The sequence below is a fragment of the Maridesulfovibrio frigidus DSM 17176 genome (assembly GCF_000711735.1).
Lineage (GTDB): Bacteria > Desulfobacterota > Desulfovibrionia > Desulfovibrionales > Desulfovibrionaceae > Maridesulfovibrio > Maridesulfovibrio frigidus.
This window is the reverse complement of the sequence record NZ_JONL01000001.1, coordinates 832,625-858,414: the sequence shown is the minus strand read 5'-3', so window position 1 is coordinate 858,414 and position 25,790 is coordinate 832,625. Positions and strand designations below refer to the sequence as shown.

22 protein-coding genes and 1 riboswitch are annotated in these 25,790 nt (G+C 41.9%); of the genes, 10 read left to right on the top strand and 12 right to left on the bottom strand.

The window, feature by feature from the left end; translation table 11 throughout:
* Position 1 precedes the first annotated feature (1 nt).
* Both BR06_RS0103990 and thiS read right to left on the bottom strand, forming a co-directional pair.
* Entirely contained in the window at positions 2–778 is a 777-nt protein-coding gene (locus BR06_RS0103990; protein ID WP_031480364.1) for a thiazole synthase, read from the bottom strand.
* Positions 779–787: 9 nt separating this feature from the next.
* The gene (gene thiS / locus BR06_RS0103985) at positions 788–988 is read right to left on the bottom strand and encodes a sulfur carrier protein ThiS (protein WP_031480363.1); all 201 of its coding nucleotides are present in this window, start codon (positions 986–988) and stop codon (positions 788–790) included.
* Positions 989–1,051: 63 nt separating this feature from the next.
* A riboswitch (TPP riboswitch) is annotated at positions 1,052–1,152 on the bottom strand.
* Between the two features lie 197 nt (positions 1,153–1,349).
* On the opposite strand from thiS, the gene BR06_RS0103980 reads away from it, so the two are divergent.
* Positions 1,350–2,114: a hypothetical protein gene (locus BR06_RS0103980; RefSeq protein WP_031480361.1), complete on the top strand. Its 765-nt coding sequence runs from the start codon at positions 1,350–1,352 to the stop codon at positions 2,112–2,114.
* Positions 2,115–2,295: 181 nt separating this feature from the next.
* On the opposite strand, the gene BR06_RS0103975 is transcribed toward BR06_RS0103980, so the two are convergent.
* From BR06_RS0103975 to BR06_RS0103965, 3 genes are all read right to left on the bottom strand, one after another.
* A complete protein-coding gene (locus BR06_RS0103975; RefSeq protein WP_031480359.1) occupies positions 2,296–3,042 on the bottom strand; it encodes a substrate-binding periplasmic protein in 747 nt (248 codons plus the stop codon).
* A 112-nt stretch (positions 3,043–3,154) separates the two neighbouring features.
* Complete coding sequence (locus BR06_RS0103970; RefSeq protein ID WP_031480357.1) at positions 3,155–4,477, bottom strand: M48 family metalloprotease; 1,323 nt, start codon at positions 4,475–4,477, stop codon at positions 3,155–3,157.
* A 151-nt stretch (positions 4,478–4,628) separates the two neighbouring features.
* Positions 4,629–6,362, bottom strand: coding sequence for a bacteriohemerythrin (locus BR06_RS0103965; RefSeq protein ID WP_031480355.1), 1,734 nt, complete (start codon positions 6,360–6,362; stop codon positions 4,629–4,631).
* A 309-nt stretch (positions 6,363–6,671) separates the two neighbouring features.
* Between BR06_RS0103965 and BR06_RS20915 the strand changes: the two genes are divergently transcribed.
* Positions 6,672–6,821 carry an SDR family NAD(P)-dependent oxidoreductase gene (locus tag BR06_RS20915; RefSeq protein ID WP_084154013.1) on the top strand — a complete coding sequence of 50 codons (150 nt, stop codon included), beginning with the start codon at positions 6,672–6,674 and terminating at the stop codon, positions 6,819–6,821.
* Position 6,822: 1 nt separating this feature from the next.
* On the opposite strand, the gene BR06_RS0103960 is transcribed toward BR06_RS20915, so the two are convergent.
* Positions 6,823–7,155, bottom strand: a complete 333-nt coding sequence (locus tag BR06_RS0103960; protein WP_031480353.1) for a hypothetical protein — start codon at positions 7,153–7,155, stop codon at positions 6,823–6,825.
* 162 nt (positions 7,156–7,317) lie between these two features.
* Here BR06_RS0103960 and BR06_RS0103955 point away from each other — a divergent pair, with 162 nt between their 5' ends.
* The 5 genes from BR06_RS0103955 (at position 7,318) to BR06_RS0103935 (ending at position 13,115) form a co-directional block, all read left to right on the top strand.
* Entirely contained in the window at positions 7,318–9,396 is a 2,079-nt protein-coding gene (locus BR06_RS0103955) for an AsmA family protein (protein ID WP_031480351.1), read from the top strand.
* A gap of 104 nt (positions 9,397–9,500) precedes the next feature.
* Positions 9,501–10,193, top strand: coding sequence for an ABC transporter ATP-binding protein (locus BR06_RS0103950; protein ID WP_031480349.1), 693 nt, complete (start codon positions 9,501–9,503; stop codon positions 10,191–10,193).
* Positions 10,190–10,987 carry an ABC transporter permease gene (locus BR06_RS0103945; protein ID WP_031480347.1) on the top strand — a complete coding sequence of 266 codons (798 nt, stop codon included), beginning with the start codon at positions 10,190–10,192 and terminating at the stop codon, positions 10,985–10,987. The genes BR06_RS0103950 and BR06_RS0103945 overlap by 4 nt, the downstream gene beginning before the upstream one ends.
* 27 nt (positions 10,988–11,014) lie before the next feature.
* On the top strand, positions 11,015–12,277 hold the full coding sequence (locus BR06_RS0103940) for a diguanylate cyclase (protein ID WP_051676902.1): 1,263 nt from the start codon (positions 11,015–11,017) through the stop codon (positions 12,275–12,277).
* Between the two features lie 184 nt (positions 12,278–12,461).
* Positions 12,462–13,115 carry a carbonic anhydrase gene (locus tag BR06_RS0103935; protein ID WP_031480343.1) on the top strand — a complete coding sequence of 218 codons (654 nt, stop codon included), beginning with the start codon at positions 12,462–12,464 and terminating at the stop codon, positions 13,113–13,115.
* Between the two features lie 118 nt (positions 13,116–13,233).
* Here the strand turns inward: BR06_RS0103935 and BR06_RS0103930 are convergent, their stop codons facing one another.
* From BR06_RS0103930 to BR06_RS0103910, 5 genes are all read right to left on the bottom strand, one after another.
* A complete protein-coding gene (locus BR06_RS0103930; protein WP_031480341.1) occupies positions 13,234–14,268 on the bottom strand; it encodes a DUF481 domain-containing protein in 1,035 nt (344 codons plus the stop codon).
* A 144-nt stretch (positions 14,269–14,412) separates the two neighbouring features.
* Positions 14,413–16,584 (bottom strand): malate synthase G, encoded by a 2,172-nt coding sequence (locus BR06_RS0103925; RefSeq protein WP_031480340.1) that lies wholly within the window; start codon positions 16,582–16,584, stop codon positions 14,413–14,415.
* Between the two features lie 169 nt (positions 16,585–16,753).
* The gene (locus BR06_RS0103920) at positions 16,754–17,215 is read right to left on the bottom strand and encodes a YhcH/YjgK/YiaL family protein (RefSeq protein WP_031480338.1); all 462 of its coding nucleotides are present in this window, start codon (positions 17,213–17,215) and stop codon (positions 16,754–16,756) included.
* A gap of 367 nt (positions 17,216–17,582) precedes the next feature.
* Positions 17,583–18,182 (bottom strand): peroxiredoxin, encoded by a 600-nt coding sequence (locus BR06_RS0103915; RefSeq protein WP_031480336.1) that lies wholly within the window; start codon positions 18,180–18,182, stop codon positions 17,583–17,585.
* A gap of 28 nt (positions 18,183–18,210) precedes the next feature.
* Positions 18,211–18,762, bottom strand: coding sequence for a peroxiredoxin family protein (locus BR06_RS0103910; protein ID WP_031480334.1), 552 nt, complete (start codon positions 18,760–18,762; stop codon positions 18,211–18,213).
* Positions 18,763–19,292: 530 nt separating this feature from the next.
* On the opposite strand from BR06_RS0103910, the gene BR06_RS0103905 reads away from it, so the two are divergent.
* From BR06_RS0103905 to BR06_RS0103895, 3 genes are all read left to right on the top strand, one after another.
* On the top strand, positions 19,293–20,891 hold the full coding sequence (locus BR06_RS0103905; protein WP_031480332.1) for a SulP family inorganic anion transporter: 1,599 nt from the start codon (positions 19,293–19,295) through the stop codon (positions 20,889–20,891).
* A 247-nt stretch (positions 20,892–21,138) separates the two neighbouring features.
* Positions 21,139–23,298 carry a transporter substrate-binding domain-containing diguanylate cyclase gene (locus BR06_RS19595; protein ID WP_051676901.1) on the top strand — a complete coding sequence of 720 codons (2,160 nt, stop codon included), beginning with the start codon at positions 21,139–21,141 and terminating at the stop codon, positions 23,296–23,298.
* 202 nt (positions 23,299–23,500) lie between these two features.
* A complete protein-coding gene (locus BR06_RS0103895; RefSeq protein ID WP_051676900.1) occupies positions 23,501–23,860 on the top strand; it encodes a DUF805 domain-containing protein in 360 nt (119 codons plus the stop codon).
* Positions 23,861–23,948: 88 nt separating this feature from the next.
* Here BR06_RS0103895 and BR06_RS0103890 read toward each other — a convergent pair whose 3' ends face one another.
* The gene (locus BR06_RS0103890; RefSeq protein ID WP_031480326.1) at positions 23,949–25,631 is read right to left on the bottom strand and encodes a putative bifunctional diguanylate cyclase/phosphodiesterase; all 1,683 of its coding nucleotides are present in this window, start codon (positions 25,629–25,631) and stop codon (positions 23,949–23,951) included.
* Positions 25,632–25,790 lie beyond the last annotated feature (159 nt).

Below are 25,790 nucleotides of genomic sequence, written 5' to 3'. Positions count from 1 at the left end.
GTTAACCTTCACTCAAAAAGCCGGTAAGGGGCGATGACGCTATTGCATTGCGCTGCTTTGCTCCGGGGCCGGATAGATACGCTTCGCGTCCAGCTTTAATTGCGCGTCCGAAAGCTTTCGCCATCATGATTGGATCACAGGCTGTAGCAATCGCAGTGTTTACAAGGCATGCATCAGCTCCCATCTCCATAGCTTCGCAAGCTTCAGAAGGGCGCCCGATGCCTGCATCAACGATGATAGGCAGGGAAATTTCTTCGATAATTATACGGATCATTTCGCGAGTTTTAAGTCCGCGATTTGTCCCTATTGGCGAGCCTAGAGGCATGACTGCGGCAGCTCCGGCATCAACTAGTGAACGCGCTACATATAGATCCGCATTTACGTATGGCAGTACCACGAAACCTTCTTTAGCGAGAATCTCGGTTGCTTTGGCTGTTTCGTAGCCGTCGGGAAGCAGATATTTGCTGTCGGATATAACTTCGATTTTGATCCAGTCTCCGCAACCCATGGCGCGAGCAAGACGGGCGATGCGTACCGCTTCGTCCGCTGTTCTGGCGCCAGATGTGTTGGGCAGAAGCTGCATATGTTTGGGGATAAAATCTATAACATTGCCAGTCTTTGATTCCAGATCAACACGTCTGAGAGCTACGGTGATTATCTGTGAACCGGAAGCTTCACACACAGCGGGTATGACTGAATCATCGGAATATTTACCCGTTCCGGTAAGCAGTCTGCTGTTTAACTTAAGGCCACCGATTTCAAATATATCTTCACTCATGATGTTCCTTTAACCCCCGCCTACGAAGCGGAGAACTTCAAGATGATCCCCGTCGTTTAGCATTACGTTTTCGAAATTATTAGACGGGACTATTTCTTTATTCAGTTCGACCACAACAGTGTCAGCTGTAATCTGTTTGGATTCAAGCAGATTAAACACGCTCATCTGGTCTAGTATTTCGGTTTCAATTCCGTTCACTGTAACATTCATATTTTTGCTCCGCAAAAAAAAACGCTTACTCCAATGAAGGGTAAGCGCGTATAGACATATAATACAAATCTATTGCAGCTTCCCTACGGCAGAATTAACTGAGTCAGGTTCGAAGGGTCAGGTGCAAACACCATCTCAGCCAAAAGGCACCCCTAGCTCGGCAAAGCGTATGTTAATAGATATGGGTTGTAAAGGTGAAAGAATTTTATTGCGGATTAGCTTTATTGGCTTCGAGATGTATTGCATTGGAAATTGTTCCTAAAATCGCATCTTTACATTGATATCAATGTTCATATAATAATACGCAATTGTCTTTTGTCGTAATCTTAACTCCTAAAAAAGAACTCACTCAGGAATATTCATGAAGAAAATGCGAAGTTTGATTTTTGTTATATTAGTTTGTTTTACTGTGGTGGTTACGATTGCAGAAAAGTCTCAAGCTTTTACTGAAATTGTGAGTGTTGATGTAGGCGGAGCGAAGGTTGTACTTCCCGAAATTAATGGATTTGATGGAGATGTGTTAAGGTTTCCTAAGTTGAAAGAGTTTTTCACTACATTTGTGCCGAAAACTAACGTACTTTTAGCGGCTTACCTTAAAGATTCAGAGCTTAAGGTTTTAATTAAGGGAAAAGGTCATCAACTTGATGAATATTTTTTCTTACAAGTTGCGAAAGAGTTGATAGATATGGATATTTATGAATCCGACTTTGACACTATGAAAGGGTATGTACGGGAAGATTGCGGGCCACAGTCAGTGCTATTTGAGGGGGAAAATATTAAAGATGCTCTGGATGAAGCTGAAACTGAAGCAAATGATAAGTATGAATGGGGTATTGATGTAGAACATAATGAAACTAAGCTTTTAGGGATAACTGGTGAAGAACGTAACTATATTGCTCAGGTTCTTATAAGTAAAATGACAATGAGTGTTGATGGCGTGCAAGATACTTATGTTCAAGTTATTGGGGTCAGTTCTATGAGAGCGTCGGATAGATTTATTTCAGTATACCTATACAAAGTAATGAAGAGTGATGAAGATATTAAGTATGTTAAGAATAAACTGAATAAAATTTCAAAGCAGATTATTGCTGATAATCCAAATTCGTTAATTGAATCTGATCAATAGGCTTATGAGCAGGAGAGTCTAGCGCAAGAAAATGGAAGAACAACAATTAGGTAGCTCTTAAAGGGCGTCTTTGGAGTATTAGGATTAATTCTTCTATTTGGATTGTGGATTCTGCTGAAGTTGGTAGCGAAGAAGTTGAAAAAATAAATTGTGCCAGTAATATCTGGTAAAGGTGAAAGAACTAATTATTGGGCCTAAGGAGTTCACCAAACTCTTTCTGAATAACCTCATTTCTAATTTGCTGTATCCTACCTTCTTTCTGCATTTCTTTTAGAGCTGCAGTTATCTTGGGGACAAGATTCGAGTGCTTTTTGTTCAGGTAATGGTAGACAGGAAATGTTTCGAGGGGAGGCTCGATAAGTTTAATATCGGTTGGTCCGAACTTTCTTAAAAGCTTTAGACTAGAAATTCTTGTCAGGATTGCTATGTCAATTCTGTCAAGCTCAAGCATTCTATAAATTTGATCATGAGTTTCTATCTCAAAGACCTTGGTGCAACCAGCCTTTGCAGTTTTTTTCTTTGTAAAAAGTACGCCCCGGTAAATTCCAATTTTAAGTGGTGCCAGTGATTGCCAACCAGTAAATGGTTCAGGCCTTTTTTTACTAAGTATCATAGACTCGACGGTGTTGATCGGAACTGGAATCATTATGAGGTTTGGATGTTTCTCCTCAAGTCCTTTTATCTTAAATAATTCACCATCTACAAGGCCTGTGCTTGATGAGTGCAATGAGCGCAATACTGGATAAGGCTTTAACTCAATTTCAATATTAATGCGGCCGTAAGCCTCTTCAAGTACCCTAAAACAAATATCAGAGAGAGTTGATTTAATACTTGAAAATACTAGCTTTTCATTAGCATGTGCTAAAAAAGGAATTGTGATGATTAGTATTGCTGATGCTAAAAATGTTAAGATTGCCTTATGGCGCATCTAAATCTCCTGTTAAAATTGGGACAAAGAATTACACAGTTAAGCAAGATTAATTAACCTCGATTCCCTATTGTGTAAATGAATGTGTTGAGAAATTAGCAAGTGTCTTTATCTATCGCAAATACCCCCACGAACTAAGCCTGCTGTAAGCATGCTTGGCGTAATCACCTTGCCTATTGACTTGCAGGAATCTGGAATATTCATTAGCTGCCATATCGCGGTTGCCAAGAGCTTCGTACGATACTCCCTTAAAGAAGGTTGTCATGGGGTTTCCGGGTAATTTTTTATCGTATGCGTCAAAATCCGCAATAGCGCGGTTGTATCGTTTTGAATCAAGGTTCAGCATTCCTGAAAGATGTAGAGCCTGCGCCTCACTAGGGTAAGCGTCTTTTGCGCGTTCGGCGTATTGCAAACCCTCGCCCTTTTTATTCTGAGCCAGTTTGCACTTGGACATAAGCAATAAACCCGCATAGTCGTTTGGCGCGATTCTAAGAGCGTTCGAAAAGTGTTCTTCCGCATTCGCAAAGGCTTTCTTCTGCATCGATTCTTCGCCTTTTTGCATCTCTTCAATTGCTGGCTCAATTTTGCGGATAGAAGCTATATTATCCATGTATCTTTCGCGCAGAAGTTTACCTTTATTCCCTGCGTAGGTGGTGGCTCGTTTGTCTACGGCGGTGTCATAGCGTTCCGTGCTCATGGGGTGTGACGCAAACATTTGCTGTACGAATGAAGGTTCAGATTTGTGAAGTTTATTGAGTTCGTCCATGAGGCCGACCATACCTTCGGGATCATATCCGGCCTTATCCATATAGTTCATGCCGAGGCTGTCCGCTTGTCTTTCATCAGAACGGGAATAGCTGGCAAGAAGCAACCCCGCACCAACTCCTCCAAGCCCTGCCGCAAGCGGTACTAAGTCCGCGTTTTGTGTTGCGAGAACACCTACTCCGACAGCCAAAATCCCTTGGGTTGCCATGGTGGAACTCATGCGCGAAGCTGTGTGGCGCGCACTAACATGGCCGACTTCGTGCCCCATAAGGGCGGCAAGCTCTGCCTCGTTTTCAAGTTTGAGCATTATGCCTCGAGTGCAGGCAATACTGCCGCCGGGAAAGGCGTAGGCATTTACGTAGTTCGCATTAACGCATCGGAAATTGTAAGGCATGTCCGGTCTATGGCTAGCAAGAGCTAGGGATTGGCCTACGTTGGAAACATACTGGCTTAATTGTGCGTCCTGAACTGATCCGTAGTCTGCGGAAAATTGGTGCGGAGAGTTCTGTTGATCCATTTGAACTTCCTGCTGCTGCGAAACAAGCATGAGCTGTTGTTGCCCTGTCACCGGATTAATGGCGCAACCGCTTAGAACTCCAAGCGTGCCACCGGCAATGAGTTTCAGTGCTTTTCTTCTGGATATATCGTTAGGACTTTTTTTATGTGTCATGTTTCCTCCGGTGGTTGCCCAATATAATATAAATATGACGCCTTATCAGGTTTGGCAATAGTAAAAAAAAGAGGCTCACGTTATTATACGTAAGCCTCAGGATGTTTTGAAGGGAAGTTCTTTTCTTTTTTAACGGGGAATTAAATCCAGCTTATTTAATGCCATGCTTTTTAAGAAAGGCCGTGTAGTTTCTGTCAACACCCTGAATGTGTTGAACAAGCCAGTCAACAAGGAACTGCATGACTTCCATGGTTACTTTTGCTTTACCGCTTCGTAGGGCTGTGTCGAATTCCACAACCTTGTTAACGAACAGCACATGAATTTTCTTGTGTGCTTCGGTATCTGGGAATTTGAGTTTATCAAAAAGATCTTCTTCGGCTTTGAAATGCTCAACCGTGTAGAGTTTCAGTTCATCAACAAGTTTTTTCATGACTGAGTCAGATGCCCGCTCACGCAAGGCTTTGTGTAGCCCGTTTATCATGCCGACGAGTTTTTTGTGCTGATCATCAAATCGGGTGATGCCTACAGAATAGTCTTTGTCATTCCATGTGACCAGTTCCTGTCCGGTCGAGGAGTCAAGTCGGCCTGTTGCCATACCGTCAATTAATGAATCCAGCTCCTGTACTAAACTTGAAACTTCAAGCAGTACCTGCCTTGCTTCGTCCATACCTTGTGCTGTGCCTTGAGCAACATGGGTTACGTCAGAAACAGCTCTATTGATTTCTTCGCTGGTTGCGGATTGTTCTTCTGATGCTGTTGCGATTGAGTCTACTTGTGTGGCTGTAGAGTCAACAATCTCTACAATCCCTTGCATATATTTGCCGGATTCAGTCGCAGTCTCTGCACTGGAAGTGATTCCGATTGCCGCGCGTTCTACAGCTTTAACATTTTCCTTGGCATGGTTTTGAATATCAGTAATGGCGTCGCCGACATCCTTGGTGGCAACTACTGTTTTTTCAGCAAGTTTACGGACTTCATCGGCAACGACTGCGAAGCCTCGTCCCGCTTCCCCGGCTCTTGCCGCTTCGATCGCGGCATTCAGGGCGAGAAGGTTAGTTTGGTCGGCAATATCATTAATAACGTTGATGACCTGTCCTATGCTTTCTGCCCGCTGGCCAAGCTGTGCCATGGTGTCTTTTAAAGACAGGACATCAGTTTGAACTTCATTAATCTTCTCAACAGCAGCTTTGACGCCTTTAGCTCCTGTTGTTGCATTGTTTTTAGATTCATCAGCGTTCATTGCCGCAGCGGAAGCGTTACGGGCAACTTCTGTTACCGTGCAGTTCATCTCTTCCATTGCAGTTGCTGTTTCAGTCATGCGGTCACTTTGGACAGCTACGCCTTCACTTACAGATTCAATCTTCTCCGTCAGTTCTCTGATGTTCGAAAAAATCATGGAAGATGCGCTTTTAGCTTTGTCTGCTACTTTTTGCATGGAAGTTAACAGCTGCGTGGTTTCTTCTTCTTTTTCTTTACTGATATTAAGTGCTATTTCGCTTTCTTGTGCTTTTATTTTGGCTGTTTCGGTTAGCTTATCGGATTTGCTTTTAGCTTCGTCAAGGCTATCTACCATAGCGCAGACTGCGTTCTTCAGTTCAAGAAGTTCGTGCGAATATTCACCATCACATTTGTTAGTCTTTTTACCTTTTTGAATGGCAGAAGCATATTCTTTCAGGTTTGCCATAGGAGTTGTAAGATTACGGCTTACATTGAAAAGGACAAATATAGCTATAGTAATGCTTATTCCTGCTCCTCCGCCAAGTACAGTCGGGATGATGCCCAGATCTGTTGAACTTGGAAAAGCAGCCCATAAAGCCGCTGCAACAAAGACAGGGATAGCACCTAAGAGAATCACAGAGAGGTATAAGCGATTAGAAATATTCATATAAGAACTTCCAGATTTAGTTATAATATTGTTGGATATATGTGATAAAAGCAATCATACTTATTGTTTAGCAAGTTAGGAATAAATATCATTACTTTTAATCGATGTCATTTATAAATAGCTTCTAGTAATTCTTTTCGGTAAAAAGAATAAAGTCTATAGATTAGACAAAGTAAAATTTTATGAATGTTGAGCATAGTATTTTTCAAGGCCGTCTAGTTTAGAAAATTCGTTCGTTTCATCTTTGGGAGCGGTTCATAACTAATAGAAGAGGTTTTCATGTAACGATTTTTAGAGGGAAAAGTTGCGATTGTAACAGGCGGGGCGAGAGGTATAGGCGGAGAAATTTCTTTAAAAATAAGTGAGCTTGGCGCGACTGTGGTTGTAAATTATTCTTCAAGTGCTCAGTTTGCTGAGAATCTTTGTGCCGATATCGAAAAGAATGGCGGTTTCATGTAAGTTAGCAGGGAGTCGGATTAGCCTTTAGTAAATCTTCGACTATTGCTTTTCTTGCACTTTCGTCAGCGTCCAGCTTCATCACGTGGATGCAGTTGGAGCATTCATTAAAAAGACAATCCTTTTGAGGATGATCTATTAAAGCTTTTTTTAAATTGTCCGTCTGTCCGATGTGTAACGGATTAACGGCAAACCCTGCCATATGTCCGCGTAGGTGTTTGTATGTGAAAATATAAATTGCTGTAGCGGGTTCAAAATCTGAACTTTTTTTCATGATTTCAAACGGATAATCTGTTCCTGAAAAACCTTTAAATATGTATTCTTTTTGACTAAACACGGCAACTCCTATGAATGTACAACTCTATTTTTTCCCGCACATTATTCTTTATTTGCATGATGTGGAAGTTAAAATAACATCGTCATTGCATCCATCCGGATAGACCTATATGATGCTGAAATATTTACATGTCAGCCGAGTAATGCATTATCAGGGGGATTTATGTTCATTTTTAAAGCTTTGCGGGTGCTCTTAATTACCTTTCTAGGTTTAGTCGCCTTTGTGATTGTTTCCGTAGGGGCTATATTATTTTTTGAGATTCCCATTGACGCAACGATTCTGAAACCTTCTTTAGAGCAGGTTTCATCGTATGCGCTCGGTCGTAAAGTTACGTTTGGCGGTGAACTTAAATTTGTCACTTCACTTAGTCCCGCTATTGAAGTTGCGGATATTACTATAGCTAATCCCCCTGGTTATTCTGGTCAAAATTTCGCGGCCTTAAAGTATGCAAGATTGCACTTGAATGCTTACAAACTCTTGTTTGCAAAACTTGAAATTCACGAGATCACTATTGAGGGCATCAGGCTCAATCTTGAGAGTAAAGCTGATGGTGCCGTCAACTGGGATATAGAAGTAAAGGGGACTGGAGCAAAAGCGAAGGCTGCCGCTGATCCGAAGCCGGATGAAACAGCTCCGCGTCTCAGGCCTCAGTTGACTTCTGACTCATTCAGCATCGATAAAATATTATTAAAAGATATTCAAGTTACTAGCATTTCTCCAACAAAAACGGCTGAATTCCGTATAGATGAATGTACTGGATCAGGTGAGGTCGGCGAGCCTTTCAATCTGAATTTCGTGGGTAATTTTGATAAGCATCCATATAAAATCGGCGTAAAAATTGGTTCACTTGCTGAGTTTCTTGCCTCGCAAAAAGGGTGGGCTGAAATTAACGTGGATATAGCTAAGACCCAGCTTACTTTAACGGGTGATCTACAGCTTCCGGCCGAGACCGGTTTTGCAAACTTGAGTGTCTCAGTACAGGGTGAAAATATAAATACACTTAATTCACTACTGAAAGTCGATCTGCCGCCGTTTAAAAATTATGGCATTGTTTGCAATCTTAACGCCCGTCACGGGAAGGCAAGCTTGCAGAAGCTTGATGTGCATGTCGGTGCGAGTCGATTGATTGGTAATGGTACTATGACGAATTTTTTCGCATCTAAATCAGATAAAAATGCAAAGCTTGGTATAAGCGCCCAGCTTACTGCCGAACTTATACAGCTTGACGATTTCAATCTTGATGGCTGGTCCCCTACCAGCGGTAGTGAAAAATCAATACAGACAAATTCAACCCAGACAAACTCCACTAGTGCAAAAGTGGATGTTGAAATTGATCAGAGCAAAGAGGTAAAACAGCTTCTCAGTCCTGAATTCATGAATAGCTTGAATGCCGATTTTAAGTTTGAAGCCCGCGAGGTCAAAAAGGGTGAAACTAGTTTGGGACGTGGGCTTTTGGTTATTGGGCTTAAAAACGGAGTGCTTTCGATTGATCCTTTAGATCTTCATATACCGGGCGGATCAGCTCATTTTGATGGCATCTTTACTATAACTAAAGCGGGCGTTGAGGCCGGTTTTAAAACCAATATCAACCAGTTCGATTATGGTGTAATCGCGCGGAGTTCTCATCCCGATACCAAAATGGGGGGGCTTATCAGTCTCGATGTAGCCGTGGAATCGAAAACACCGAATTTTAATTCAATAATGGAAAATGCAAATGGTTATTTCCGCATCGGTGCTAAACCAGAAGATATGGAATCAGGAATCATTGACCTCTGGGCTGTGAACCTGTTTACCGCAGTTATGGACAATGTCTCGAAAGAAAAATCGAAGATAAATTGCGCTCTATTGCGCCTTGATATCACAGATGGGATAATGACTTCCGAAACAATAATGGCTGACACTTCAAAAATGCGTATTTTCGGAAAATCCTCCATTGATTTTAAAAAACGAACCATCGATCTCGAAGTTGCACCCAAGCCTAAACGGCCTGAATTTTTCAGCCTCGCAACGCCTGTTGCTGTGCATGGGACTTTCAAGGATTTCGGAATTGGAGTTAGTGGATTGGATCTTGTAGGGACGGTCGTTTCATTTATTGTAAGTCCTGTAGTCGTACCGTTTGAGAGAATCTTTACGAAAGACCTGCCCACTGACGGCTCAGATGTTTGTGATATTGATTTCGCAACTCAGAAAAGTCCTGTCGAGTTTCATAGTAACGGGACGGTTAAAGATAAGGAAAAATAAGGGTAACATTAACGTGGCGGGGATCTCTGCTTTGTTTTATAAATACTTAACCAGCATGGTTAAAGTTTGATTTATAAAAGGTTTTAATTTGAGAGATTACTAAAATGACCACCCAAGCTCTTGATAAAATAGCACAGGACGCTCCCATCCTAGAATTCAAAAACGTGAATTTTAGCTGGCCGGGCGGGTATGGGCTCAGTGATGTTTCTTTTGCGGTGCCTGCGGGGCAGTTCGTATTGATTTCGGGACCTTCGGGTGCTGGAAAATCTACTTTGCTTCGGCTTGCTGTCCGGCTTGAAGAAGTAGCGCAGGGCGAGATTCTTTTGCGCTCCACTTCCATTGATACACTTAATCCGCCGGAGCTTCGAACCAGAATCGGATTTGTTCAACAGACTCCTGTTATTCTGTCTGGTACTGTTCGCGAAAATTTACTCATGCCATTTACATTACAAGTCAGAAAAGGAACTCCCGTTCCTGATGATGCTGTTTTGTCGGAATGGTTGGAAAAACTTGCACTCGGTAATGTCGCGTTTGATGCGGACGCTCTTACTCTCTCCGTTGGTCAGAAGCAGCGGCTATGTCTTATCAGATCCGTACTTCCGAAACCTGACGCTATTTGTTTTGACGAACCGACTAGCTCTCTTGACCGTGAAAGCCGCGAACGAGTTGAGTTGGTTGCGGAGGAGTTAGCTGGGCAGGGCATAGCAATATTAATGGTTAGTCACACCAGTTACCATCCCGCATGCCCGCATATGCACGTTACAGTGGCAGACGGAAAAGTAGAGGTGCTCGCATGACCGCTGCATTTATTTCAATTTCTTGGCCCCAGTTAATGGTGGCACTCAGCCTTGTTACCATTTCGGGCGCTGTATCCGTTTATTACCAGTTAAAACTTGAGAAAGATCTTGCCATAGGGGCGGTGCGGACCTTCGTACAGCTTCTTGCAATGGGTTATGTGCTGAATATTTTATTCGGCCTTAATAATGCCTTGTTGGTAATGGGTCTATATGCTGTTATGGCGTTCTTTTCAGTGCGCATTGTTCACGGCCGGGTGAAAGAAAAAAGCATATCTTATCTATTTCCCACAACTGCTGCGGTCCTTTTCAGTTGCACGCTTATCACTATGCTAGTGACGAAGGTTGTGATTGGTGCTGACCCGTGGTGGAACCCGCAGTATTTTATTCCAATCGGCGGAATGGTGGCGGGTAATTCTATGAATGCGCTTGCAATATCTTTGGAACGGTTTTTCTCAGAACTTAGAACCCGGCGTGATGAAGTTGAAATGATGCTTTGTCATGGCGCGGATTATAAGGAAGCTACGGTAGATATTTTTCGCAAAGCTTTGCGGGCAGGCATGATCCCATCCATTAACGCGATGATGGGGGTCGGTCTTGTTTCAATTCCCGGCATGATGACCGGGCAAATTTTAGCAGGCGCAAATCCGGAAGAAGCTGTGCGTTATCAGATTGTTGTAATGTTTATGCTGGTTGCTTCAACCGCGCTATCATCCATTATAGTACTGCTGCTGGTGCGAAGGCGTTGTTTTTCGCCTGCCATGACTTTGCTCTTACGTAATGGTTACGGCAAATAAGATTTAGTAATTGGAATATACAAAATTATGAATACTGAAAAAAATATAGTTAAGCGGTATCTATACCTTGTTTGTGTGGTGGTGGGACTTTGCATCGCAGGCCTTTTCCTTGCGTTGGCCTTGCGCAATAAGAGTCTTCTGCAAGAGCATTTGAGAGTTCAGGCCAGAGCCCACTTTAGTAATATTGTTATCATACGTGAGTGGATAGCAATGCACGGTGGTGTTTATGTATTCAAAGGTCCAGGGGTTGAGTCTAATCCATATTTAGATAGTCCAGACCTACTTGCCGCTGATGGGCGTGAGCTTACTTTGAAGAATCCAGCGATTATGACTCGTGAATTTTCGCAACTTTCAAAGAACAAAAAACTTAATGCATTCAATATAACAAGTCTGAATCCGTTGAATCCGAATAACACTCCGGACAATTTTGAGCTTCAAGCATTGCAGTCATTTGAATCCGGTGAGACGGAGGCTTTTTGGGTAGAGGAGAATGCAAACGGGACGCGCCTGCGCTATATGGCTCCTCTTATTGTCGAGCAGTCCTGTCTTGCGTGCCATGCAAAGCAGGGATATTCGGTCGGGGAGGTGCGCGGGGGTATCAGCGTCGCCTTTGGGTTGGATGAAATTAATAAATCGATGTTTCATAATTATATTATAATTCTATCTTTGGGGATAGTTTCCGTTGCCTTGCTTGTATTCATTATGTGGGTTTTCTTCCGCAATATGCAAGAGCGTCTGGATAAGGCTCAGGCTTCTCTAAAACAAATGGCTACCGTTGATGCATTGACGAACGTGGCTAACCGCGCTTCGATTTTAGAGCGTCTTAGTGAAGGGTTCGGACGGCATCAACGCAAATTGACTCAGCTTGGATGTCTCATGATTGATGTAGACTATTTTAAGAGCGTCAACGATAACTTTGGTCATCAGAAAGGGGATGCCGTACTAAAGGAATTGGCTCGTATTGTTTCCGATTCTTTGCGCTCATATGATTTCTTTGGACGCTATGGCGGAGAAGAGTTCTTATTAGTTATGGATGGAGCGGATGAAGATAATCTGGCTTTTGTAGCTGAACGCGTCAGATTTTTAATAGAGGAGAATCTAGGCACGCAGTGTGGGCTCTCTGGTCCTATAACTGTCAGTATTGGCGGTACATTAGCAATTGCAGGAGATCAGTCCATTGATGACGTCATCCATCGCGCGGATATGGCCCTCTATAAAGCTAAAGAACTTGGCCGTAACCGGGTAAATATATTGCTTGGACAAGCTGACCAAGAGGATAATAAAAGTTAAGCTTTCATTATGATCACTATTATTACTATGGCTTTAGAATATATACTCTAAACTCCTTATTGATGATTTTTTAATGTATTTATTATTGTTGTATGCGTGCTTAATTCATGAGAATTATAAATTCTGATAAGTTATAGTTCGGTTAAAAGAATAATAATTATTAAAAAATAAGTGATAAATTTATATGAAAGCAATCAATAAGCTCATTAATGGTTTTAGTCGATTTCGGGATGAATACTATTGCCGCGAAGATTCGCCCTTTGTAGAATTGCAGAATCATCAGGAACCATCGACTATGGTTATTGCGTGCAGTGATTCGCGCACTGATCCTTCTCTTATTTTGCAATGCGAGCCGGGTGAGATCTTTGTTGTCCGGAATATTGCCAATATTGTCCCCCCTTATGAACCTGACTCCATGCATCATGGGGTTTCGTCTGCTCTGGAATACGCAGTTAAGTCTTTAAAGGTTAAAAATATCATTATCCTCGGGCACAGCGGTTGCGGTGGGATCAAGGCTCTGATGGACAACAAGCTTGCTCCAGAAGATGAGTTCATAACTAGGTGGCTTTCGATTTTGGGTTCAGTGCGCGATAAAGTCATAGCTCGTTTTGCTCTGGATGGAAAAAAAGCAAGTGTAGAAGCATGCGCAGCCTGTGAAATGGAAGGGATAGTTCATTCTATGGATAATTTAATGACTTTTACCTGGGTTGCTGAGCAAGTAGAGAAGGGGGATCTGGAAATTTTTGGATGGTATTTCGACCTTAAAGATGGGCGCATTCTTGATTATCATGAAGATAGCGAAGCGTTCGAACCGTTGCGTCCCTTTTGTCTTTCATAGTGGAGCTAGAATTGAATGTGCCCATCTAAGCGGTTTTCCGCTAAGATGGGCACAATTATTTTATATTAAGCTGGTAAAAGCTGTCTTATCTTTTTTTATCAGAGACTTGATTCTATTCTCAATCAGACATCCACGGAAAATCTGCGAAAGAATATCCTAGGTTAAACATGATGCGTGAATCGTCCTGTGTCTTTCCGGGAACGGGGTCGTTGGTCCAGTCGTAATTGTACTGAAACGACCCGAAGAATCTATCTATAATTGGAAACATTACGCCTGAGCGAGATTGCCAGAGCCAGTTTTTAGAATCTTCCATACTGACAAGTCCCATCTGATTGTGGAACAGCTTGAGCCTTTCGGGCACAGCCCACCAATTGAAATCTATGCCCCATTTTCCTGCTACGAAATCACGGCTGGAACGGGTTGTGTAATCTTCCCAGACATACGCAGGCCCAGCTTCGACTGACAGAGTCAATTCGTTACTGTCGAAAAATTGATACCCAAGTCCTGTCCCGATTATCGAGCGCAGTTCCAAGTCCTGAAATTGATCTTGCTGAATCTGACCCGATCCGGTCACAAAGACTTTTTCATCCAAAAAGCGGTTGTAATCAGCTGATAGAAGCCAGTTGTAATCGGTTCGTTTACCTTTCGATGTTCCCCAGTAATGATCGCCATTTGATTTCCAACGATTCTTCCCTATCGCATACGATATATCATAAGCTGCGCTTACATTTTCTTTGCGCGTATTACCTGAAGCTTTGTTCCAACCAGCGCGAACCCCACCTTTCAGAGTGTAATCTTTGGGTGTGGAATTAATGGCGGCAACCGTATCTGTTTTAATTCCTTGCTCTGTACCGACTTCTTTCGTCTGCTCAGATTTTGAATCCGCAATAGTCAGTTCACTTGCCGTTGCAGGATCAGGCTTTACGAAAACGTTCATAGGCTCATCAGAATCAAGAGAGGCAACCTGTCCCCAGTCAATTGTAATTTCTCCGGCATAAGTTGTTTTTAATTTTAACTTGCCGTTTTTCATTACGTTGATTTTTCCGGTCAGCTTATCACCATTCACAAGGTGAATAGTGTCAGCGTGAGCGAAAGATCCAGCCATGATAATGATCATAGCTGCAAATATAACCAACTTGGTCTTAGTAAACATTGAATCTCCTGAAAAAAGCTAAAATGAGCATATATTATTGTTGCTGATTTGAATGTCTCAGTGCCCAATATACTAAATGTTCGGGTTGGACTAGTTTCTCTTGTACTTCTTTAACCTTTGAATTTTGCGCTAAAAGCGCAGCTGTTAAGCCGTTGTAAGTCTTTCAAGTTCTTTCTTTTTTTCCTGTCTGCGAGCGTGAAGAATGGGCTCAGTATAGCCGCTGGGCTGGGATCTTCCTTTAAAGATAAGATCGCACGCAGCCTTAAAAGCTATGCTGTTTTCAAAATTTGCGGACATCGGAGTGTAGCCGCCAGTATTCACATTCTGCTTATCAACGATTGCAGCCATACGTTTTAAAGATTCCATGACCTGTTCTTCCGAACAAATATTGTGGTGCATCCAGTTTGCGAGATATTGGCTGGATATACGCAGGGTTGCACGGTCTTCCATTAGCCCTACATTTGTTATGTCGAGCACTTTGGAGCAACCGACGCCCCGATCAATCCAACCAACAACGTACCCTAGAATACCCTGTACGTTGTTATCCAATTCATGCTGAATGACGTCCTTCGTAAGGGGGGCTGTTTGTAGTGGAATGGTTAGAAGTTCATCGAGGTTTGCGCGCTCAGATCCTAGCAGTTCATGTTGACGGGTAAAGACATTGACCGTGTGATAATGCATGGCGTGCAGAGTTGCTGCTGTGGGGGATGGAACCCAGGCGCAATTTGCTCCAGATTCGGGATGAGCTATTTTGGTCTCAACCATTTCGTGCATCATATCCGGCTTGGGCCACATGCCTTTACCTATTTGTGCTTTGCCACTGAATCCTGCGCTAAGTCCGGTGTCCACGTTCCAGTCTTCATATGCAATAATCCAGCTTTGAGATTTCATGTCATTCTTGGGAACCATAGGTCCGGCTTCCATGCTGGTGTGAATCTCATCACCCGTTCTATCGAGAAATCCTGTGTTAATAAAAATTACGCGATCGCTGGCAGCTCTGATGCATTCTTTCAGGTTGAGAGTCGTGCGCCGCTCTTCATCCATTATCCCGAGTTTTAAGGCGCGCGGCGCAAGGCCTAATGCTCCTTCAATTGCTGAGAATAATTCGCAGGTAAATTTAACTTCATCAGGTCCGTGCATTTTGGGTTTGACTATATATGTGCTTCCGCATTTACTGTTGAGATAGCGGCTATTTTCATTGGAGTCATGTAAGGATATAAACCCAGTCATTGCTCCGTCTAAAATGCCTTCTGGAATTTCTTTTCCATCAAGTAAAATTGCGTCTGTCGTCATGAGATGTCCGACATTTCGGATGAGTAGCATGCTTCGGGCAGATAGGTTTATGCTTTCGCCAGTAAGTCCGATATATTCTCTGTCGGCTTGCATTGTACGGGTGATGGTTTTGCCGCCTTTAGTGAACTCAGTAGAAAGGTCGCCTTTGATAAGTCCCAACCAGTTTCCGTAAGTTAAAGCCTTATCAGTGCCGTCCACAACGGCAACGGAGTCTTCACAATCAGCAATGGTTGTAATCGCCGATTCAATTATAACATCTTTTACTCCAGCAAGGTGGTTCTTACCTATGATGTCTTCATGGTCGATCTGGATTTCGATGTGAAGGCCATTGTTTTTAAGAAGTATGCCCAGTGTTGGTTCAAGCACGTACCCTATAAATTGTTCAGGGTCCGCTAAGGTTGTAGTGGCGCCGCCTTGTAAGGTGATAAGAAGCGCGCTTGTTCCGAAATCGTAGTTGATGGCCTCTTTGTGGCTTCCGGTCTCGAGTGGCACAGCCATATCTAGAAAATCGGCGCCGTATGCTACTACTTTTGCACCTCTTATCGGGTTGAAATTTTTACCTTTAGCCGCTCCATCATCGTCGGAAATCACGTCTGTTCCATAAAGCGCATCATAGAGACTGCCCCATCTGGCGTTAGCGGCGTTCAGCGAATATCTGGGATTTGTCACAGGAACAACAAGCTGCGGACCTGCGATGGACGCAATTTCCGGATCAACATTGTCAGTGGTGATCATGAAATCATCGCCTTCGGGAACGAGATATCCGATTTCGTAGAGGAAATTTTTATATGCGGCAGGGGCGTGCGTTTTATGCGCTAAATGCCATTCATCAATGCGTTGCTGCAAATTGTCGCGTACATTTAGTAGCTCTTTGTTGCGTTCGCTGAATTTAAGCAGAATACCTTCAAAGGCTTCGTAGAAATCTCTAGGCGAAAAGCCTGTGCCGGGAGCTATTTTTTGCTCAATAAGTTCGTACAGAGGGAGGGATATGCTCAGTTTTCCAGCAGATATATATTTAGTCATTCAAGTTTTCTCCCTGATATTTAAAATACGCGGTGCATAGGTTTCGCAAATATTTTTCACAATGAATCAAATTTTATAAACCAGAATATCATGCAGTTTTTAGGCACGCAAGAATGTTAACTGTTATAACTCGGGGCTAATGATGTCTGATTGGTGAAGCCTTAAGAGTCTAGAGAGCGTTAATAGCAATCTTAATAACTATTTTTTTGACAGGTTCAGGTTTATCATACGCAAGCCCCGGCATATGACCATCTTGCGGGAAAAATGCCATAAAAATTCCCGGAATGAGTGTCGAGATGGAAGGTACTTCTGGTAGGTCTTTTAAAAATTCTACGTCGCGTTCACTATCATATGGAGTTTCTTCTTCAAGAGCTTGCAAGCTTGCATAGCCAAGTTTTTCCCGTCCAGAAATGAGGAACTGGATATCTACATATTTTCGGTGCGCTTCAAAGCGTCCCTTGTCGTAGTCTTTAGTTTTATATTCGCTGACCAGCGCAAATACGTTGTCGCCATCGATAATGTGTTTTCCTTCTTCAATGGCTGGATCTACTTTGGCTAGAAACTCAAATGTTTTTTCCCATGCAGGTCCGAATTTATATTTGGAGGCATGCTCTAAACTATCTATAATCACGTGATACTCCCCGCAGATTGTTTTGTCGCGCGTAAATTGGATGTTTATAGCGATTACTTTGGCGTGTAAAATGAAAGCTAAATACATGCTTACATCAATAAGGGAGTGTGTCGACACGAAGAAAGGGCGATTTAATTATTAAATAAAATTCGCGAGGGATGAAAAATTGACAGATAGAGATTCAAAACCCACAGAGGTTTGTAAAATTAGTAAGCAGGAATCTAAAAGTCTTAAGATAGAAGTTAAATTCATAAAATGCGGTCTGGCAAAGGCGTTGTCTGCGATTAGAAAGCTGCGGCTAATTGGATGGAGCAAAAAAAGTGAGTATTAAAACCTGAACCGGCTTTAATACTCACTCTATTTTTATCTATTTAACGCTTTGTAATGCTCTGATGATACCGCCTAAATCGGGGCGGGTGTTGATGTCATGAACATCAATATAGCGGATGATACCTTTCTTATCGATGATGAAGATAGCTCGCTCTGTAACCCCTTCAGGTCTTAATATCCCGTATTGCTGTGCGACTTTGCCGTGAGGCCAGAAGTCTGAAAGTACCGGAAACCAGACCCCTCCGTCACTCATTTGCTTAGTCCAAGCGTACTGAGTGGGAGTGTTGTCGGCTGTAATTCCTAGTAGAATTGCGTCGCTTTGCTCAAACAGTTCTTGCGCAATGTTATATCCGGGCCACTGGTCGGAACATATCGGAGTGAAAGCCGCTGGAACAAATGATAACACTACATTCTTTTTTCCACGGAAAGAAGATAGCTGTACATCTTCTCCAGAAACAGACGGTAGGGTGAAGTCCGGGGCCATTTCGCCCACTGCAACTTTCAGAACACTGTCCACTGGTTTAAGTTTGCCGGGTTGGTAAACGAGCTCCGCAGGTACTTTTGCCATTGCTGGCGTTATGCAGACGCATAGCAGAAGGGCTGCAAGTGCGCTGTAAATTCGGATGTGTTTGGACATGAATTCTCCCTGATTTTCAGAGTTTCAGCTATTTAGCCGCGTCCTGCAAAGTCTTCAAAAACTGTGTAGGGCTTTCCATTCTTCCTGCGAAGGATAGTGCTGTTTGCGGCTTATTCTTTCCATCAAGTTTAATTAAAAAGAAATGCGGAGTGCCGGGGGCGCCTGTTTCAGCATGAATCTTGAAGTCTAAATCATCAAATAGCGGTAATTCAACTTGGAATTTTTTCCTGAAAAAGTTGATCTCAAAGTTTGAATTACCAACTCCTACTCCAATCAGCTTTATTGTATCAGCTGATTTTGATTTTTTCAAAGCGGTAAATAGTTCATTTACCATCGGAGCCTCTGCCTGACAGTGCGGACAATACATGCTGAAAATTTCGATGACGACATAGTCAGCTTTAATGTCGGTCAATTTCCAGGGACCATTACCAGACAATCCAAGGTAGGATTGCTGTGCGGAAGTCTGGTTACCTGTCAACGTGACATCAGGGAAAGACTCTCCTGTTTTTATAGGTTCAGCAAAAGCTGCGCCCGCTAACAAGAATATAGAAATACAGAGAGGTAATAAATATTTAAGCATTGGAACTCCTTTTAAGTGTTTGACTAATAACAATGATCGTAAAAGTAGGAAATAGTCCAGCGTTAATGAACTATAACCAGTCCGGCACTATAAACTACTTTCTGAAGTAGTGTTAGCAAGTAGTATTGTAAGTTGATTGCATGTCGCTTTAGGGCTTAAGGTAAAAGTGGTTTATAAAAAGTGTAATTATATCGGTCTATATAAATGTTGCAGTAAATATGGGTTGACTGTGTTGTAGAAACTATATAACTACGTTCTACTTGAGAGTAAGTCTTATATTTATGCACACGATTCCGATGTACCCTCCTTTAGTACCTCTTCAGTTTTCATAAGTAATAGCAATCATTCCAGACTAGTAGCCCGATTTAGGGGCTTTTAGTTACTATTGTAACTTTTTAGACATAATAGCGTTCCCCTTTATGGGTAACGTTTTGCCTTGTCGTAATCAACGCGCTCTAATATTTCACATAGCGTTAGGCGGGCCTCTAGGTCTTGCCTTTTTTTGTGTACTTAAAATAAGGATTTTTTTGATGGAAGCCAGTCATACTTTAGTTTCAAATTCTAAGGGCAGTATTCAAAGTGATATTTTTTCAGGACTTACGGTTGCTCTGGCATTGGTGCCTGAAGCTGTCGCATTTTCCTTTGTAGCAGGAGTTTCTCCAATTGTAGGATTGTATGGTGCATTCATGATGTGCATCATAACTGCTATTCTGGGCGGAAGGCCTGGTATGATTTCCGGCGCAACCGGAGCCATGGCAGTTGTTATGGTGAACCTTGTTTTAGAGGGTAATGCCCTTGGCGGAGCAGGTTCAAATGCAGGACTTCAATATCTATTCTTTACTTTGCTGCTTGTCGGGATTTTTCAGGGGCTGTTTGGTATTTTCCGCTTAGGTAAATTCATCCGTATGGTTCCGCGCTCAGTTATGATGGGGTTTGTAAACGGCCTTGCCATCGTGATTTTTCTTTCCCAGCTCAAGATGTTTCAGGAAGGCGGCGCATGGATTCAGGGTGATTCAATGTGGATAATGGTCGGGCTTGTTGCTTTGACCATGGCTATTTTGTTCACTGTTCCCATGATATATAGTAAAGCTCCCGGCGCACTTATCGCCATTATCGCTGTTTCTCTTCTCGTAATTTTTGTTAAAATAGATACTGCAACTGTACTTTCTTTCATTCAGGTTAATGGTGGAACAGGGATCAAGGCGGGACTGCCGAGCTTTGCTATCCCTCAAATCCCGCTTACGTGGGAGAGCGTAACTTTTATTACTCCTTACGCGTTGATTCTTGCTGCAATCGGACTGATTGAGTCCTTGATGACTTTGACACTGATTGACGAATTGACCAGCACTCATGGTAACGGAAACCGCGAGTGTATCGCGCAGGGAATTGCAAACTTCACCAACGGCCTTTTCGGCGGAATGGGTGGGTGTGCAATGATCGGGCAGAGCATCATCAACATCACTTCGGGTGGTCGTGGCCGTCTTTCCGGTATCACTGCAGGGCTGGCTCTGTTGTTCTTTATCCTGTTCACCTCCACTTACATTGAAATGGTTCCCATCGCGGCTTTAGTTGGTGTCATGTTTATCGTGGTTATCAAAACTTTCGCATGGAGCACATTTAATATCATTAATAAGGTTCCCAAATGGGATGTTATTGTAATCGTATTGGTTACTTTCCTTACTGTTAAATATGATTTGGCCATCGCGGTAATCTGCGGCGTAATCATTTCCGCGTTAATTTTCGCATGGGAAAATGCACTGCGCATTCGTGCTCGTAAGACAATCGATGAACACGGTTATAAACATTACAAAATATACGGGCCGCTATTTTTCGGTTCAACAACTTTGTTCCTTAGCAAGTTCGATGTGGAGGATGACCCTGATGTTGTCATTATTGATTTCGAAGAGTCCCGCATTATGGACCAGTCAGCCATTGAGATAATCAATAAAATTACTGAGCTTTATTTACGTTCAGGCAAAACGATTCATTTATGGCACCTCAGCCCTGACTGCGTTCGTTTGATTAAAAAGGCTGAAAAGATATGTATTGTAAATGTGCTGTCAGATCCTGACTATTTTGTCAGCATTGACGATTATAACAAGTATCAGGAAGAGTTGGCTGTTAAGTAACCTTGACCCACTTTATTAGATGAAAGCATTTAGAAGGCCCGGAAGATTATTCTTCCGGGCCTTTTAATTTTTGGTGATATTATACTGATAATATGAGATGTTCTTTAGTGCTCATTTGGATGTTTGCGTTTTCTTTTTATTATAATGATGGGTAATCACTTTAGAGGTATAAATTCAGAAGTATTTGGACTTGATTGAATTTTGCAGTATAAGCATAGATAAACATGATATTAAAATATGGAAAGCTATGAAAAGACTTTTGAATTATATGCTCCTATTTTTGGCTTTACTGACGTTGGTCGGGGGGGCAGAGATTTGTTTTGCCGTTCCATCTTCTGGTGTTGAATTAACAAAAGAAGAAGCCGCCTTCATTATAGCTCACCCTGAAATAAAATTGGGAACTGAGAAGGATTGGGAACCGCACGTTATTCTCAATCAGGATGGTTCTATTTCAGGGATAGATGCTGATATCCTAAGCAGAATTAATAAGGCTACAGGTGCTAATTTTCAATTGGAGGCCGGTAATTGGGTCGAAATGCAGGAAAGGGCTAAAGCTGGCTTAATTGATGGACTTAGCACTGGAGCGGTTCATGAGGAACGCAAAGAATATTTGAACTTTTCAGATTCATATATGGGCATACAGAAGATGTTGCTTGTTTCTCTTGGGAATCCCAAAAATATTAAAAGTAATGAGGATTTGAAGGGTAAAGTCCTTGCCGTTCATAAAGGCAACATGGTTGACGAGAAGCTAGCTAGAACTATCGATGGATTGCGCATTATAGAATTTGAAACGATCAAAGAGGTGATTGAGGCTGTTGTCCATAATGAGGCAGATGCTACATTTGGGAACGGAGCAACAATATATTCTGCAAATAAGCTAGGTCTTCCATATTTACAGATTGCATATCCTCTTGGGGAAGAGTTAAAGCTTGTTTTTGGCGTTCGCAAAGACTGGCCTGAAGCGATTAGTATTCTTAATAAGGGGCTGGCTTCGATTCCAGATTACGAAAAATTGCTAATTAGAAATAAGTGGCTCGCTGGAAGCAGCTTTCCAGATTACACAGTGGATCAGATTATTTTTGATGATGATGAGCAGAAATTCCTGAACGGAATAGATTCTATCACTATGTGTGTTGATCCAAGCTGGATGCCTTATGAACTTGTGGATAAAAATGGTGAGTATGTTGGCCTTGTCGCAGATTACATGAAGCTTCTTTCTATGCGGGTAGGCAAGAAGTTTCAGCTGGTTCCCACTGACTCATGGGGGCAGACTCTTTCTTTTGTCAGAGAGCGTAAATGTGATATTATACCATCAGTCATACCCACTCCCAAGCGTCTTAAATACTTAAATTTTACATCTTCTTATTTGTCATTTCCTTTGGTTGTAGCAACTAGCCGTGATGAATTATTTGTTGATAATTTTGATGCTGTGGCTGATCAGACTTTTGCAGTTGTTAAGAATTATGCTGCTATTGAATTACTGAAAGAAAAGTATCCTAATCTGAAAATTGTTGAGGTCGAAGACGCTCTTACAGGGCTTGAAAAGGTTCATGAAAAGGGCGTGTTCGGGTACATCGATACTGTCTCTTCTATCAGCTACCAAATTCAAAAAAATGGTCTGTTTGATGTTAAGATTTCTGGTCAGTTAGATATTAGCTATGACCTTGCTATCGGAGTCAGAAATGACATGCCGCAACTGCTTTCTATTCTAAATAAGGGGATAGCTTCATTTTCAAATAATGAGCGGCAGGAACTGCACAATAGCTGGATAACTGTACACTATGATAAAGGCCTTGATTACTCGCTTCTATGGAAGATCCTGGCGGGACTGTCTGTGTTCCCCTTGTTGCTTTTATATAGATATAATATTGTTTCCAGATATAATAAGAAGCTCATTTTGATGAACTCCAAGTTGGATTCACTTTATAAAACCGACAGGCTGACAGGTGTCTTTAACAGGCATATGCTTGATGAAGAAATGAAGCGCGAACTGGCTAGAGCCGGTCGCTATCATTCTTATTTTTCCGTGATAATTCTGGATATAGATCACTTTAAAAAAGTTAATGATACTTACGGACATCATGTCGGGGATACTGTTCTTGTCGCAATTTCCTGTTTGCTTTCAGGAAATGTAAGAGAAACAGATGTTGTGGGCCGCTGGGGCGGAGAAGAATTCTTAATTATTTGTCCCGAAGTAAAGATTGATGGAGCCACCCGTTTAGCAGAGAAGCTCAGAGGTAGGGTTGAGGCTCTCAGGTTCGAGGCTGTGAAAGGTAGTGTTACCGCTAGCTTTGGAGTTGCCAGCTTTGTTAAAGGGGAAAGCAGTGAAGATTTGATTAAAAGAGCTGATCGAGCTCTATACAAGGCGAAAGACATCAGTAGAAACTGTGTGGTAGTTGCCGATTAATTTCAGTAGAATATTGCAATTTTAAGATTGTGAAAAAAATCTTAAGAGAAGATTTTCTTGACAAATTATTCTTGAGAATGGTGAAAACTTTAGTGATGGTAGCTTACCATGTTCAGGGGGGTGAAATCTTCTGCCATGGTACGTTTTACGTCAATATTACGCTATTTTTGTGGTAATTTGATTAGAGAAAAAGGGAATAAGAATGAAATTATATTTTGAAGTTTTTAAAAAGTTCAGCGATTTTTTTGGCAAAGCTAAGAGAGATGAATTTTGTGCTTTTGCTATGATCAGCACTGCTGTGATAGTCGCTTTTGAGATTGCAATTTTCAGTGTCGAAAATTTGTTTGCTCTCAAGGTTTTAAACACACTGTTAGGTGTTTATGTGGTTGCTACAGTGCTGCCTAGTATAGCTCTTATTATGCGCCGCTTGCATTGCATAGGGCGAAGTAGACGAATGGTTATTTTATTGCTGATTCCTATTGTGGGTGCAATTTACCTCGTCTGGTTGTGCTTGCAGGAGGATAAACTTGAAGGGTGTAAGTCTCATCATCCCACAGCTTAGAAGTTCACTGCTTCAATAAATGACAATACATTTAAATGGTTGCCCTAATAAAGCGGGGGGACCATTTTTTTTGATGGTAGAGAAATCCTTATTGTGTCGGTCTTATAGATTTTACTTCTTTTGAGACCGCAAAAGCTTCTTCCTCAGAGAGAGGTTTTGCTAGAAAAAAACCTTGGACGATGTCACATTTGAGATCTTCGAGGATCTTCATTTGAGAGTAAAGTTCAACGCCTTCTGCAATCGCGATCATGTTCATTCCGTGTGCCAGATCAATAACAGACTTTACTATTTGTTTTGCGCTTGTGGATGACTCTATTCCATCAATGAAACTACGATCTATTTTAAGAATGTCAGTCGGGAACCTTGTTAGATATGCTAATGATGAATAGCCAGTTCCGAAATCATCAATCGCGCATTTAACGTTTAAACTTTGTAGCAAATTGAGTTTTTGAGATGCTAAGCCCGGGGCGTCAACAATTGCTGATTCAGTTATTTCTATTACTAACGAGTCATCTGGAAGTCCGTATTTCAATATTGTTGCTTGAACTAAACGGATAAATGATGAGTCTGTAACATGTGAAGCGCTTATGTTCACTGATATATGCTGCTTAGAGCAGAGTGGGTTTTTGTGCAGCCATTCGGACCATATTCTACAGGCATTATCAAGAACGTATCTGTCTAATTTTAGTATCAGTCCGGTTTTTTCCGCAATCGGGATAAATTCTAAGGGACTTATTAAGCCTTTCTTTGGGTGATTCCAGCGCACAAGGGCCTCAAATCCTGAAACCGTCAGCTCAGGGTGAAGTCTGTATTGTGGCTGAAAAACAAGGATGAATTCATTGTTAACTAGCCCGTTTTTGAAATCATTTTCAAATTTTAATAAATCTTGGGCAGAGTTAAACATTGACTCAACAAACATTGTAAAGTTGTTTTTGCCACGTTTTTTTGAGCGACGCATGGCCATATTAGCTTTGTTGATAAGGTCTGCAGGCCGTCCATTTTCGCTTTGCCTTTCATACTCATCTGTGCAGATTCCATAGCTGATATCTAGTTTAAATTCTATTCCATCTATATTATATGGATTTATTAGGATTCCGCGTATTTTTTTCATGAACCAGATAGCTTCACGCGGGGTTACGTCTTCTATCAAAATGATAAAGTCGTCTCCGCCGAGCCTTCCCACTGTATCTACTTTGCGGACAGCACTTGCTATTCTTTTAGATGTTTGAATTAGGACTTTATCACCGATAATGTGGCCGAAACTGTCATTTACACGCTTGAAATTCAAAATATCAATAAATGCAATAGCGAAACAATTTTTTGGGTTTTTGCGTTTTTTTGCGAGAGCCTGATCTATTTTGCGTATGAGGAAAAGCTTGTTTGGTAGGCCTGTCATGTAATCGTGAAGGGTCTGTTTTTTTAGCTCTACATTCGAAGCCAGTAGTTTTTTAAATAATCCCACATTGAAATAAGCAGTGGCGAGAACATATACGGATCCAAGGAAAAGTATCGGTCCGAATAACGAATTAAAGTTATAATGTTGATCAAATATTACGGAAAATAGTACAAGCGAATAACTAACCATGAATGCACATATGAATGATATAAGTATGGTGAAAGTCGTTTTGGTGAAGCGATACAGCTCTTCTTCATTTTTGCGGATATGCTTAACCAAGCTTCGGTAGCATGCCGCACTTGTAATAAGAATGATGAGGCCTAAGCCTATCTCGGCGAAAAGGATTAGGTTCGTGGGTTCTTTCAGGGTATGCATTTTTGAAACGTATAGCTCTCAATGTAGCCTGTCAACAAGGTTATAGGTTCTCTTAATGATATTTGTAGATACTTAAAATAACATTTTTTGTCGGGCTTGTTGCCTGCTCAGTTTTGCGCAATTATTATCTATCATTTAAATTGGCTGAATGTAGCTTTC

Bases quoted from the DNA above. Each gene is read 5' to 3' on its own strand.
- BR06_RS0103990 (WP_031480364.1), bottom strand. From the start codon at position 778: ATGAGTGAAGATATATTTGAAATCGGTGGCCTTAAGTTAAACAGCAGA.
- thiS (WP_031480363.1), bottom strand. From the start codon at position 988: ATGAATGTTACAGTGAACGGAATTGAAACCGAAATACTAGACCAGATG.
- BR06_RS0103980 (WP_031480361.1), top strand. From the start codon at position 1,350: ATGAAGAAAATGCGAAGTTTGATTTTTGTTATATTAGTTTGTTTTACT.
- BR06_RS0103975 (WP_031480359.1), bottom strand. From the start codon at position 3,042: ATGCGCCATAAGGCAATCTTAACATTTTTAGCATCAGCAATACTAATC.
- BR06_RS0103970 (WP_031480357.1), bottom strand. From the start codon at position 4,477: ATGACACATAAAAAAAGTCCTAACGATATATCCAGAAGAAAAGCACTG.
- BR06_RS0103965 (WP_031480355.1), bottom strand. From the start codon at position 6,362: ATGAATATTTCTAATCGCTTATACCTCTCTGTGATTCTCTTAGGTGCT.
- BR06_RS0103955 (WP_031480351.1), top strand. From the start codon at position 7,318: ATGTTCATTTTTAAAGCTTTGCGGGTGCTCTTAATTACCTTTCTAGGT.
- BR06_RS0103950 (WP_031480349.1), top strand. From the start codon at position 9,501: ATGACCACCCAAGCTCTTGATAAAATAGCACAGGACGCTCCCATCCTA.
- BR06_RS0103945 (WP_031480347.1), top strand. From the start codon at position 10,190: ATGACCGCTGCATTTATTTCAATTTCTTGGCCCCAGTTAATGGTGGCA.
- BR06_RS0103940 (WP_051676902.1), top strand. From the start codon at position 11,015: ATGAATACTGAAAAAAATATAGTTAAGCGGTATCTATACCTTGTTTGT.
- BR06_RS0103935 (WP_031480343.1), top strand. From the start codon at position 12,462: ATGAAAGCAATCAATAAGCTCATTAATGGTTTTAGTCGATTTCGGGAT.
- BR06_RS0103930 (WP_031480341.1), bottom strand. From the start codon at position 14,268: ATGTTTACTAAGACCAAGTTGGTTATATTTGCAGCTATGATCATTATC.
- BR06_RS0103925 (WP_031480340.1), bottom strand. From the start codon at position 16,584: ATGACTAAATATATATCTGCTGGAAAACTGAGCATATCCCTCCCTCTG.
- BR06_RS0103915 (WP_031480336.1), bottom strand. From the start codon at position 18,182: ATGTCCAAACACATCCGAATTTACAGCGCACTTGCAGCCCTTCTGCTA.
- BR06_RS0103910 (WP_031480334.1), bottom strand. From the start codon at position 18,762: ATGCTTAAATATTTATTACCTCTCTGTATTTCTATATTCTTGTTAGCG.
- BR06_RS0103905 (WP_031480332.1), top strand. From the start codon at position 19,293: ATGGAAGCCAGTCATACTTTAGTTTCAAATTCTAAGGGCAGTATTCAA.
- BR06_RS19595 (WP_051676901.1), top strand. From the start codon at position 21,139: ATGAAAAGACTTTTGAATTATATGCTCCTATTTTTGGCTTTACTGACG.
- BR06_RS0103895 (WP_051676900.1), top strand. From the start codon at position 23,501: ATGAAATTATATTTTGAAGTTTTTAAAAAGTTCAGCGATTTTTTTGGC.
- BR06_RS0103890 (WP_031480326.1), bottom strand. From the start codon at position 25,631: ATGCATACCCTGAAAGAACCCACGAACCTAATCCTTTTCGCCGAGATA.